At 45.6% G+C, this 13,058-nt stretch carries 6 protein-coding genes; 4 read left to right on the top strand and 2 right to left on the bottom strand.

Annotated features, from left to right (window positions below; translation table 11 throughout):
• The coding region (locus tag AX677_RS03985) for a TOBE domain-containing protein (RefSeq protein ID WP_156445981.1) at positions 1–530 on the top strand (530 nt) is incomplete at its 5' end.
• Positions 531–613: 83 nt separating this feature from the next.
• Here AX677_RS03985 and AX677_RS03980 read toward each other — a convergent pair.
• Both AX677_RS03980 and tyrS read right to left on the bottom strand, forming a co-directional pair.
• Positions 614–1,462: a putative RNA methyltransferase gene (locus AX677_RS03980; RefSeq protein WP_060976247.1), complete on the bottom strand. Its 849-nt coding sequence runs from the start codon at positions 1,460–1,462 to the stop codon at positions 614–616.
• 93 nt (positions 1,463–1,555) lie between these two features.
• Positions 1,556–2,812, bottom strand: a complete 1,257-nt coding sequence (gene tyrS, locus AX677_RS03975; protein WP_060976246.1) for a tyrosine--tRNA ligase — start codon at positions 2,810–2,812, stop codon at positions 1,556–1,558.
• Between the two features lie 154 nt (positions 2,813–2,966).
• Here tyrS and pbp1b point away from each other — a divergent pair, with 154 nt between their 5' ends.
• The 3 genes from pbp1b (at position 2,967) to rpoC (ending at position 13,014) form a co-directional block, all read left to right on the top strand.
• Complete coding sequence (pbp1b, locus tag AX677_RS03970; protein WP_060976245.1) at positions 2,967–5,360, top strand: penicillin-binding protein PBP1B; 2,394 nt, start codon at positions 2,967–2,969, stop codon at positions 5,358–5,360.
• 402 nt (positions 5,361–5,762) lie between these two features.
• Positions 5,763–9,329, top strand: coding sequence for a DNA-directed RNA polymerase subunit beta (rpoB, locus tag AX677_RS03965; protein ID WP_002903503.1), 3,567 nt, complete (start codon positions 5,763–5,765; stop codon positions 9,327–9,329).
• Positions 9,330–9,369: 40 nt separating this feature from the next.
• Positions 9,370–13,014 (top strand): DNA-directed RNA polymerase subunit beta', encoded by a 3,645-nt coding sequence (gene rpoC, locus AX677_RS03960; RefSeq protein WP_082730225.1) that lies wholly within the window; start codon positions 9,370–9,372, stop codon positions 13,012–13,014.
• Positions 13,015–13,058 lie beyond the last annotated feature (44 nt).

The raw sequence follows: 13,058 nt of genomic DNA, 5'->3' as shown, positions 1-13,058 counted from the left end.
CCTTGGCGGATCGTATCGTTATCATGTCAGCGACCAAGAATCCTGCTGGAACTGGAACGATTGGACGGGTGGAGCAGATTGGTACGCCGCAGGAAGTCTATAACAACCCAGTTAATAAGTTCGTTGCTGGCTTCATTGGCAGCCCAGCTATGAACTTCATCCCAGTTAAGCTTGAAGGGAATGAGATTGTCGCAGAAGGTCTGCGCTTGACTGTGCCAGAAGGAGCTCTCAAAGTTCTGCGGGAGAAAGGTTACGAGGGCAAGGAGCTGATCTTCGGTATTCGTCCGGAAGATATCAATGCGGAAGCTGCTTTCTTGGAAACTTTCCCGAATTCAGTTGTGCATGCCAAGATTTCTGTTTCAGAATTGCTGGGAGCAGAGTCCCACCTCTACTGCCAAGTGGGTTCTAGTGAGTTTGTGGCGCGTGTGGATTCACGGGATTACCTAGAAACTGGTGCAGGTATTGACCTAGGCTTTGACCTTAATAAAGCGCACTTCTTTGATCCAGAGACAGAGAAGACAGTCTATTAATCAGTTGATAAATAAATAACGCAGACAGTCCTGTCTGCGTTTTTAAAATGGCTGTTATAACAGCGTTTTTTACTGAAAGAAGCTTAGATTTTTTCTTGTTTTAGTTTTCCGATAAGAATATCGGCTGAAATAGTAGCATTTGTAAGCTGCTCCCAATTGATTAGATTTTTTTCAACATGAAAGAGTAAAGGAGTCATCTGCAGCAGGGCAGTTTTCTCCTCAGAATGCAGAGTATGGGTTGATTCTACGGTCTTTCTAGATAGGATGGTAAAGTGCTTCTGGAAATGCTGGATGATATCTTGATTAGAATAATCTTTCCTGTCCAGATACTGAGCAGCTTTTTGACGAATTTCTTTCAGATGATTCTCTGTTGGGATGACTTTAATGATAAGTCCCTCTTTTTTCAATACTCGTTGAAATTCATGATAGTTGGCTGGTGAGAAGATGTCCAGTAAGACATCCATGCTTTGATCCTGAACGGGTAAGTGTGCCAAATCCCCGACGAACCATTTTACAGTCAGGCTCTGATCACTTTTGGCAGCTAGTTGGATAGAATCTTTGGATAGATCAAAAGCGTAAATTTCTTTGTTGGGGAATTTTTCCTGAATTTTTCGAGCATAGTAGCCCTCTCCGCAAGCGACGTCTAGAATGGTCTGTTCTTTAGGCAGGGTCTGCAGCAGATCCTGCAACTCATCTAGAATATGCTGATAAAAGCCGGCTTCCAAGATGACTTGCCTATTTTGAAAGCTTGTTTTGTCATAGTCTTTAGCTTGTTTGACCTGGGGAGCTAGATTGACATAACCGAATTTGGCGATGTCGTAGGAATGGCGATTAAGACACTTGAGGCTGCTTTCTTCCATAGCCAAGCTTTGCTGGCAAAGTGGGCAGGCCAGAGCCGAAGCTTGGGCAAAGCGGGCGAGTTTTGGTTTCATGAGAACTCTCTTTCTATCTGTTTTTATAAAGTTGAATGTCCTTTCCTTGGTAAGACATAGAAAAATCCGATTCAGGTAATCGGATTTTTATCTTTAGTAGGTAAGGACAAAGTATTTCTTTTTACCACGGCGGATAACTGTCAGCTCGTCTTCCAGTTTATCTGAGGCGCTGAGAACATAGTCTAAATCTTGGATGCGCTCGCCATTGAGGTAGATAGCACCGTTTTGGACGTCCTCGCGAGCTTGACGTTTGGAGTTTACCACACCGGCTGTCACAAGCAGTTCTACAATATTGAGGTTGTCTTCTGCTTGGACCTGATAGTTAGGCACACCGCGCAAACCTTGTTTGAGTTCCTTGACAGATAGGTTCTTGATATTTCCGGCAAAGAGCTGCTCAGTGATATTGAGAGCTTCCTGGTATGCTTCTTGACCGTGAACCAGACTGACCACTTCGCGTGCTAGGACTTTCTGCGCCAAGCGTTCGTGTGGTGCTGCTTCAAACTGTTGGCGAATCTCTTCGATCTCATCCAAGGATAGGAAGGTGAAGATTTTCAAGAAGCGGATAGCGTCTGCGTCCATGACATTCATCCAGAATTGGTACATTTCATAAGGAGAAGTCTTGTCAGGATTGAGCCAGACAGCATTGCCTTCTGATTTACCAAATTTTTTGCCAGTAGCGTCGGTAATGAGCGGAACGGTTATTACATGGCCAGTCTTGTCAGCCTTGCGGCGCAGGAGCTCTGTACCTGCTGTCATATTGCCCCATTGGTCAGAACCACCGATTTGCAGGGTTACGCCATGGTTTTGATTGAGGATATAGAAGTCATATCCTTGCATGATCTGGTAGGCGAATTCTGTATAGGAAATCCCTGTCTCAATCCGGCTCTTGACGGAATCTTTACTCATCATGTAGTTGACAGTGAAGTATTTGCCGACGTCACGCAGGAAGTCGATAAAGCTGATGCTGCTAAACCAGTCATAGTTGTTGACCATTTCGGCCTTATTATCACCCTTTTCAAAGTCCAGAAAGCGAGAAAGCTGATCTTGGATAGATTTCACCCAGCCTTCCACAGTTTCCTTGGTTTGGAGGCTGCGTTCTGCATCCCTAAAGGATGGATCGCCAATCAATCCAGTTGCTCCTCCGACCAGAGCGTAGGGTTTGTGTCCGGCTAGTTGCAAGCGACGGCTGGTCAGAATGGCTACCAAGTGGCCAAGGTGCAGGCTGTCAGCGGTCGGATCGTATCCACTATAATAAGAGACTTGTCCTTCTTCTAAGGCCTTGCGTAAAGCTGCTTCATCAGTAGTTTGGAATACCAAGCCACGTTCTTTTAGCTCATCAAAAATGTGCATCATGTCTCTCCTATTCTAAAAGCCAAGAAATTGGCTTATCTATATTTTAAATTTATGTTACTCTATTGTATCATAAAGCTTTTAAATAGCAATGTTTCCTTGAAATAAATCATAGATATTTGGTATAATGGGAAGATAACAAGGAGAATCAAACTTGGAACAATTAATAGAGAAATTAAAAGAGTTCTGGGGAAAAACCCAGCAGTTTACCAAAAAAATACATCTTCCAGAATGGAGCAAGAAAATCGCTAGTAGCAACAACGGCTGGTCTATCGGTGATGTTTTTGCTGTTTTCTTGCGGACTTTTAAACTTCTGATGAATATGGCTTTTGTGTTTATCTTCTTCGGTGGCGTAATCGGTGCTGGGATTGGGATAGGCTATGCAGCTAGTCTTTTCAGTAAGGTGGAAGTGCCCAAGCAGGAAGAGTTGGTCAAGCAGGTGAATAATATTTCTGGTATTTCTAAGCTTACCTATGCCGATGGCAGTTTGATTGCAGAAGTGGATAATGATTTACTCCGCATCCCAGTTAAGAGTGACGCCATCTCTGAAAATGTAAAAAAAGCCGTTATCGCTACAGAGGATGAGAACTTTGAAACGCATAACGGAGTGGTGCCCAAGGCTGTGCTTCGGGCTACGCTCGGATCTGTTGTCGGAGTTGGTTCTTCTAGCGGGGGGTCAACCATTACCCAGCAGTTGATCAAACAGCAGGTGGTGGGCGATGCACCGACTTTCAAGCGGAAAGCAGCGGAGATTGTTGATGCGCTGGCTTTGGAGCGCTACATGTCCAAGGATGATATTTTGACCACCTACTTGAACGTTTCGCCTTTTGGGCGCAACAATAAGGGGCAGAATATCGCCGGTGTGGAAGAAGCTGCTCAAGGGATTTTTGGTGTTTCTGCTAAGGATTTGACTGTGCCCCAGTCTGCTTTTATTGCCGGCTTGCCACAGAGTCCGATTGTTTATTCGCCTTATGCAGCCGATGGTAGTCTCAAGAGTGCTGGGGATATGGCTTTGGGATTGGAACGTGCCAAGGATGTACTCTATAATATGTATCGGACAGGCCATCTAAGTGAGAAAGAGTACAAGGAATATAAAGAGTACGATCTGACTAAGGATTTCAAGCCTTCTGAAGGTTCGGAAAAAAACACACATAATTATCTGTATTTCACAGCTTTGGAAGAAGCCCAGTCTGTTATGTACGATTATCTGGTTCAACGAGATAATGTTTCTCAACAAGAATTGAAGAATAATGCTACAGTTAAATCTTATAAGGAGTTAGCAGATAAGGAATTACGTGAAGGTGGCTACACAGTTACCACTACTATCAATAAAAAAATCCATAACGCTATGCAAAATGCAGTAGCCAACTATGGTGGCGTCTTGGATGACGGGACTGGTGCAGTTGAAGTGGGAAATGTCCTCTTGGATAATAAGACAGGTGCTGTGATTGGCTTTGTAGGAGGCAGAGACTATGCTTCCAATCAGAATAATCACGCCTTTGATACGGAGCGCTCACCAGGTTCGACTATTAAGCCGATTCTGGCTTATGGGATTGCTATTGACCAAGGTCTGATGGGCAGCGCCAGCGTTCTTTCTAATTATCCAACTAACTTTTCAAGCGGCGATCCAATCATGCACGTAGACAGCCGTGGTACAGCCATGATGGACCTGCAAGAAGCGCTTAATACTTCTTGGAATATCCCGGCTTATTGGACTTACCGCGGATTACGCGAAAAAGGTGTCAATGTCCGTGGCTATATGGAAAAAATGGGCTATTACATCGATGACTACAGCATTGAGAGTCTCCCGATGGGCGGCGGAATCGAAGTATCTGTAGCTCAGCATACCAATGGCTTCCAAACCTTGGCTAATAATGGAACCTACCAGAAAAAATACATGGTTGAAAAAATCACAGACAGAGACGGCAAGGTGATTTACCAGCATAAGGCCAATCCTGTTCAGGTATACAGCCCGGCAGCAGCTACGATTATGCAGGACCTCATGCGGGGGGTTATCAATTCTGGAGCGACTACGACCTATAAATCCAGAATCAGTCAGGTCAACGGAACCTTGGCTGGAGCCGACTGGATTGGTAAGACTGGGACGACTAATAGTAATGGTGATATGTGGCTGATGCTTTCTACTCCAAAGATGACTTTGGGAGGCTGGATTGGTCATGATGATAATAGTTCTATGGCGGCGTTGACTGGTTATAACAATAACGCCTCCTACATGGCTTATATGGTAGATGCCATCTATCAGGCAGATCCAAATGCCTGGGGTGTTGGTGATAAGTTCACTCTTGATCCGAGTGTGATTAAGTCTGATGTACTCAAGTCTACAGGAGAAAAGCCAGGTACAGTAACGGTAAACGGCAGATCTGTTAATCTCAGTGGTCCTACAGTGCCTAGCTATTGGGCTAAAAACGGTGCTCCAACCACGACCTACCGTTTTGGTATTGGGGCGTCAGATGCGGATTATCAGAAGGCTTGGTCAGTTATTTTGGGTGGTTCTAATTCTGGTTCAAATTCTAGAATTAATCGATGAGGAACTAGCTCATCCGGAACAGTTTTTAACTTTTCAGAAAGCGGATGAAATCCTTGCAATTTCTAGCTAAATAAGGTATAATGATAACAATAATTTGTCGTGTGCTTTATTTGAAATATTGTCCAAATAGAAGCTTACAGCAGTTAAATCAAACTTGAATAAGTCAGATTTAGCTGCTCTTTTTGTGCCTATTTTTAGGAAAAACGAATTATGTAATCATAATTTAATTTTTCTGAAAATTAAACAAAAGGGACTGATTGTGGCTGTTTTGCAGCATTGTAAATGACAGAGGATTTTCCTCTGAAAACATTTCACAGAACTCGCTCTAAAAAGCGTGAGGTAAAGATACGCTTCTTCTCGCTTTATCAAGGGCTTAGTATCTTATCATAAAGGAGTAAAAACTTGGCAGGACATGAAGTTCGATACGGTAAACACCGTACCCGTCGTAGTTTTTCAAGAATTAAGGAAGTTCTTGATTTACCAAATTTGATTGAAATCCAAACGGATTCGTTCCAAGATTTCTTGGATCATGGTCTGAAGGAAGTCTTTGAAGATGTACTTCCTATTTCAAACTTTACCGACACCATGGAATTGGAATTTGTCGGCTATGAAATCCGTGAGCCTAAATATACGCTGGAAGAAGCACGTATCCACGATGCCAGCTATTCAGCGCCAATCTTTGTGACTTTCCGTCTGATTAACAAGGAAACTGGTGAAATCAAGACTCAGGAAGTCTTCTTTGGTGATTTCCCAATCATGACTGAAATGGGAACCTTCATTATCAATGGTGGTGAGCGGATTATCGTATCCCAGTTGGTGCGTTCTCCAGGGGTTTACTTTAACGATAAAGTTGACAAAAATGGAAAAGTTGGCTACGGTTCAACGGTTATTCCTAACCGCGGAGCTTGGTTAGAGTTGGAAACAGACTCAAAAGACATTGCCTACACTCGTATTGACCGGACACGGAAGATTCCATTTACCACTTTGGTGCGTGCGCTTGGTTTCTCAGGTGATGATGAGATCTTGGACATCTTTGGTGACAGCGACTTGGTGCGCAATACCATTGAAAAAGATATCCACAAGAACCCAATGGACTCTCGTACAGATGAAGCCCTGAAAGAAATCTATGAGCGTCTTCGTCCAGGCGAGCCTAAGACGGCTGAAAGTTCTCGTTCCCTTCTTGAAGCGCGTTTCTTTGATCCGCATCGTTATGACTTGGCAGCAGTTGGTCGCTACAAGATTAATAAGAAACTCAATGTCAAGACACGCTTGCTGAACCAAACAATTGCTGAGCCATTGGTAGATGCTGAAACAGGGGAAATCTTGGTTGAAGCTGGTACAGTTATGACTCGCAGTGTCATTGACAGCATTGCAGAGCAGTTGGACAATGGTTTGAACAAAATCACTTATATTCCAAACGACTCAGCTGTTTTGACAGATCCTGTAGAATTGCAGAAGTTCAAGGTTGTGGCACCGACTGATCCAGACCGCGTTGTGACCATCATTGGTAACGCAAATCCTTCTGACAAGGTACGGATTGTAACACCAGCTGACATCTTGGCTGAGATGAGCTACTTCCTCAACTTGGCTGAAGGTATTGGTCGTGTAGATGATATTGACCACTTGGGGAACCGTCGTATTCGTGCGGTTGGCGAGCTTTTGGCCAACCAAGTCCGTTTGGGACTTTCTCGGATGGAACGTAATGTTCGTGAACGGATGTCTGTTCAGGATAACGAAGTACTAACTCCACAGCAAATCATCAACATCCGTCCAGTGACTGCAGCTATTAAAGAATTCTTTGGTTCTTCACAATTGTCACAGTTCATGGATCAACACAATCCGCTGTCTGAGCTTTCTCACAAGCGCCGTCTGTCTGCCTTGGGACCTGGCGGTTTGACACGTGACCGTGCTGGTTATGAAGTGCGGGACGTGCACTATACTCACTACGGTCGTATGTGTCCGATTGAAACGCCTGAAGGACCAAACATTGGTTTGATCAATAACTTGTCTTCTTATGGACACCTTAATAAATACGGATTTATTCAAACGCCTTACCGTAAGGTAGACCGTGAAGCTGGCGTGGTAACCAACGAAATCGTTTGGCTGACAGCTGACGAGGAAGATGAATTTATCGTAGCGCAGGCCAACTCTAAGCTGAATGAAAAAGGCGGCTTTGCTGAGCCTATCGTTATGGGACGCCACCAAGGTAATAACCAAGAATTCCCATCAGATCAAGTAGATTACATGGATGTGTCACCTAAGCAGGTAGTTGCCGTAGCGACAGCATGTATTCCTTTCTTGGAAAATGACGACTCTAACCGTGCCCTCATGGGTGCCAACATGCAGCGTCAGGCTGTGCCTTTGATTGATCCAAAAGCACCTTATGTTGGTACTGGTATGGAATACCAGGCTGCCCACGACTCTGGTGCAGCGGTCATTGCCCAGCATGATGGTAAGGTTACCTATGCGGATGCAGACAAGGTTGAAGTCCGCCGTGAAGATGGTTCTCTTGATGTTTACCAAATTCAAAAATTCCGCCGTTCCAACTCAGGAACTGCTTACAACCAACGTACCTTGGTAAAAGTTGGCGATGTCGTTGAAAAAGGCGACTTTATCGCTGACGGACCTTCTATGGAAAATGGAGAAATGGCTCTGGGACAAAACCCAATCGTTGCCTACATGACATGGGAAGGTTACAACTTCGAGGATGCGGTTATCATGAGTGAGCGTCTGGTGAAAGACGATGTCTACACCTCAGTTCACTTGGAAGAATACGAATCAGAAACGCGCGACACTAAGCTTGGCCCAGAAGAAATTACCCGCGAAATTCCAAACGTAGGGGAAGATGCCCTACGCAATCTGGACGAAATGGGTATTATCCGCATCGGGGCGGAAGTTAAAGAAGGCGACATTCTTGTAGGTAAAGTGACCCCTAAGGGTGAAAAAGACCTTTCTGCTGAGGAACGTCTCTTGCACGCTATCTTCGGAGACAAGTCTCGTGAAGTCCGCGATACCTCTCTGCGTGTGCCACACGGTGCCGACGGAGTGGTTCGTGATGTGAAGATCTTTACCCGTGCTAATGGTGATGAATTACAATCTGGCGTTAATATGCTGGTTCGCGTCTACATCGCTCAAAAACGTAAGATCAAGGTCGGAGATAAGATGGCCGGTCGTCACGGAAACAAGGGGGTTGTATCCCGTATCGTTCCTGTGGAAGACATGCCTTACTTGCCAGACGGAACACCAGTTGATATCATGTTGAATCCACTCGGGGTACCATCTCGTATGAACATTGGTCAGGTTATGGAGCTTCACCTTGGTATGGCAGCACGTAACTTGGGCATCCATATTGCGACACCAGTCTTTGATGGAGCAAGCTCAGAAGACCTCTGGGATACAGTGCGCGAAGCTGGTATGGATAGTGATGCTAAAACCATTCTCTACGATGGACGTACCGGTGAGCCGTTTGACAACCGTGTATCTGTCGGTGTCATGTACATGATCAAGCTCCACCACATGGTAGATGACAAACTCCATGCCCGCTCAGTAGGACCTTACTCAATGGTTACCCAACAGCCGCTCGGAGGTAAAGCTCAGTTTGGTGGACAACGTTTTGGTGAGATGGAAGTTTGGGCCTTGGAAGCTTACGGTGCTTCTAACGTTCTGCAAGAAATCCTGACTTACAAGTCAGATGATGTCAATGGACGTTTGAAGGCTTATGAAGCTATTACCAAAGGAAAACCAATTCCAAAACCAGGTGTGCCAGAATCCTTCCGCGTTCTTGTCAAAGAATTGCAGTCTCTTGGTCTGGATATGCGCGTTCTCGATGAAGATGACAATGAAGTAGAACTGCGTGACCTAGACGAAGGTGAAGATGATGATGTGATTCACGTTGACGATCTTGAAAAAGCGCGTGAAAAAGCAGCTCAAGAAGCGAAAGCAGCTTTTGAGGCTGAAGGAAAAGAATAAGAATACACACTGATTAGAAAATGAAGAAAGGTAAGAAATAGTGGTTGATGTAAATCGTTTTAAAAGTATGCAAATCACCCTAGCTTCTCCAAATAAGGTCCGTTCATGGTCTTATGGGGAAGTGAAGAAACCTGAAACAATCAATTACCGAACCCTGAAACCAGAACGCGAAGGTCTTTTTGACGAAGTGATCTTCGGTCCAACCAAGGACTGGGAATGTGCCTGTGGTAAATACAAACGGATTCGTTACAAAGGAATCGTCTGTGACCGCTGTGGTGTTGAAGTAACCCGCGCCAAGGTTCGCCGTGAGCGTATGGGCCACATCGAATTGAAGGCTCCTGTTTCACATATTTGGTACTTTAAAGGAATTCCAAGCCGCATGGGGCTCACTTTGGATATGAGCCCACGTGCCTTGGAAGAAGTCATTTATTTTGCGGCTTATGTGGTGATTGACCCTAAGGATACACCGCTAGAGCACAAGTCCATCATGACGGAGCGTGAGTACCGTGAGCGTTTACGCGAGTACGGCGCAGGCTCATTTGTAGCCAAAATGGGAGCCGAAGCTATTCAAGACCTCTTGAAACAAGTGGACTTGGAAGCTGAGATTGCTGTCCTCAAAGAAGAATTGAAAACTGCTTCAGGTCAAAAACGGATCAAGGCTGTCCGTCGCTTGGATGTTTTGGACGCCTTCTACAAGTCTGGCAATAAGCCAGAATGGATGGTCCTCAATATCCTGCCGGTTATTCCGCCAGATTTGCGTCCAATGGTTCAGCTGGACGGTGGTCGTTTTGCGGCTTCTGACCTTAATGATCTCTATCGCCGTGTTATCAACCGGAACAACCGTTTGGCTCGCTTGCTGGAACTCAACGCCCCTGGTATTATCGTTCAAAACGAGAAGCGGATGCTTCAAGAAGCGGTTGACGCTTTGATTGATAACGGTCGTCGTGGTCGTCCAATCACGGGACCAGGCAGCCGACCACTCAAGTCTCTGAGCCACATGCTCAAAGGGAAGCAAGGCCGCTTCCGTCAAAACTTGCTGGGTAAACGGGTTGACTTCTCAGGTCGTTCCGTTATTGCCGTTGGTCCTACATTGAAAATGTATCAATGTGGTGTGCCGCGTGAAATGGCGATTGAGCTCTTCAAGCCGTTTGTCATGCGGGAAATCGTTGCTCGCGATATCGTGCAGAACGTTAAAGCTGCCAAACGCTTGGTAGAGCGTGGAGATGAGCGTATCTGGGATATTCTGGAAGAAGTGATCAAGGAACACCCAGTGCTTCTCAACCGCGCACCGACCCTTCACCGTTTGGGAATTCAGGCCTTCGAGCCAGTGCTGATTGACGGTAAAGCTTTGCGTTTGCATCCGCTGGTCTGTGAAGCCTACAATGCCGACTTTGACGGTGACCAAATGGCCATCCACGTACCATTGTCAGAGGAAGCCCAAGCTGAAGCTCGTATCCTCATGCTGGCTGCTGAGCACATCTTGAATCCGAAAGATGGTAAACCAGTTGTAACACCATCTCAGGATATGGTCTTGGGGAACTACTACCTAACCATGGAAGAGGCTGGCCGCGAAGGCGAAGGCATGATTTTCAAGGATATGGATGAAGCGGTGATGGCTCTCCGTAACGGCTATGTTCACTTGCATACTCGTGTTGGTATTGCAACCGATAGTCTTAATAAGCCTTGGACAGAAGACCAGAAGCATAAGATTTTGATTACAACTGTTGGTAAAATTCTCTTTAACGCAATCATGCCAGAGGAATTGCCTTATCTGCAAGAGCCAACTAATGCTAACTTGACAGAAGGTGTGCCAGCTAAGTACTTCTTGGAGTCAGGACAAGACATCAAGGAAGTCATTGAACAGCTTGAGATCAATGTTCCGTTTAAGAAGAAAAATCTGGGGAACATTATCGCAGAAATCTTCAAACGCTTCCGTACAACAGAAACATCTGCTCTTCTTGACCGCTTGAAGAACTTGGGTTATCACCATTCTACTTTGGCTGGTCTGACAGTGGGTATCGCTGATATCCCAGTTGTCGAAGACAAGGCTGAGATTATTGAAGAATCCCACAAGCGTGTTGAACAAATTACTAAACAATTCCGCCGTGGTATGATCACTGACGATGAACGCTACAATGCAGTTACTGCTGAGTGGCGGGCAGCTCGTGAGAAATTGGAAAAACGTCTGGTTGCCAACCAGGATCCGAAGAACCCTATCGTTATGATGATGGACTCTGGAGCGCGGGGTAACATCTCTAACTTCTCCCAGTTGGCCGGTATGCGTGGTCTGATGGCTGCGCCAAATGGACGTATCATGGAATTGCCAATCTTGTCTAACTTCCGTGAAGGTCTGTCCGTTCTGGAAATGTTCTTCTCAACCCACGGTGCTCGTAAGGGTATGACAGATACGGCCCTTAAGACTGCCGACTCAGGTTACCTGACTCGTCGTCTGGTTGACGTTGCCCAAGATGTGATTATCCGTGAAGATGACTGTGGTACAGATCGCGGCTTGCTCATCACTTCTATCACAGAAGGCAAGGAAATGATTGAGTCTCTGGAAGAGCGTCTCAATGGTCGTTACACTAAGAAGACGGTTAAACATCCAGAAACTGGTGCGGTTATCATTGGTCCAAATGAATTGATCACAGAAGATAAGGCACGTGAAATCGTTAATGCTGGTGTTGAAGAAGTGACAATCCGCTCTGTCTTTACATGTAACACCCGCCACGGTGTCTGCCGTCATTGTTACGGTATCAACTTGGCAACTGGTGATGCGGTTGAAGTCGGTGAAGCAGTCGGAACCATCGCTGCTCAATCTATCGGGGAACCTGGTACACAGCTGACCATGCGTACCTTCCACACGGGTGGTGTTGCCTCTAATACCGATATCACGCAAGGTCTTCCTCGTGTCCAAGAAATCTTTGAAGCCCGTAATCCGAAAGGGGAAGCGGTCATCACTGAAGTCAAGGGTGAAGTTACTGCTATCGAAGAAGATGCATCTACTCGTACCAAGAAGGTCTTTGTTAAAGGCCAAACTGGCGAAGGTGAATATGTGGTACCATTTACAGCCCGCATGAAGGTTGAAGTGGGTGACCAAGTTTCTCGTGGTGCTGCCTTGACTGAAGGTTCTATCCAGCCTAAACACTTGCTGGCTGTCCGCGATGTCTTGTCTGTTGAAACTTACCTGCTTGCTGAGGTACAAAAAGTTTACCGCAGCCAAGGGGTAGAAATCGGCGACAAACATATCGAGGTAATGGTTCGTCAGATGATTCGCAAGGTGCGCGTCATGGATCCAGGTGATACAGATCTCCTCATGGGAACTCTCATGGATATTACAGACTTTACAGATGCTAACCGTGATGTGGTTATCTCAGGTGGTGTACCTGCGACAGCTCGTCCAGTCCTCATGGGAATTACCAAAGCTTCCCTTGAAACCAACAGCTTCCTGTCTGCAGCTTCCTTCCAGGAAACAACTCGTGTCCTGACAGATGCTGCTATCCGTGGTAAGAAAGATCATCTCCTTGGCCTTAAGGAAAATGTTATCATCGGTAAGATTATCCCGGCCGGTACAGGTATGGCCCGCTACCGCAATCTGGAGCCTCAGGCTGTCAATGAAGTTGAAATTATCGACGAAGCTCCTTATATAGAGGAAAATGTAGATATTACATCTACTAATATGAACTAATAAAAAAGTCCTATCTCCAGGTGAAGATAGGACTTTTTTATGAA

The sequence above is a fragment of the Streptococcus sp. CCH8-C6 genome (assembly GCF_001557225.1).
Classification (GTDB): Bacteria; Bacillota; Bacilli; order Lactobacillales; family Streptococcaceae; genus Streptococcus; species Streptococcus sanguinis_C.
Note: the sequence above shows the minus strand (reverse complement) of the source record. Positions and strands in the feature narration are given on the sequence as shown.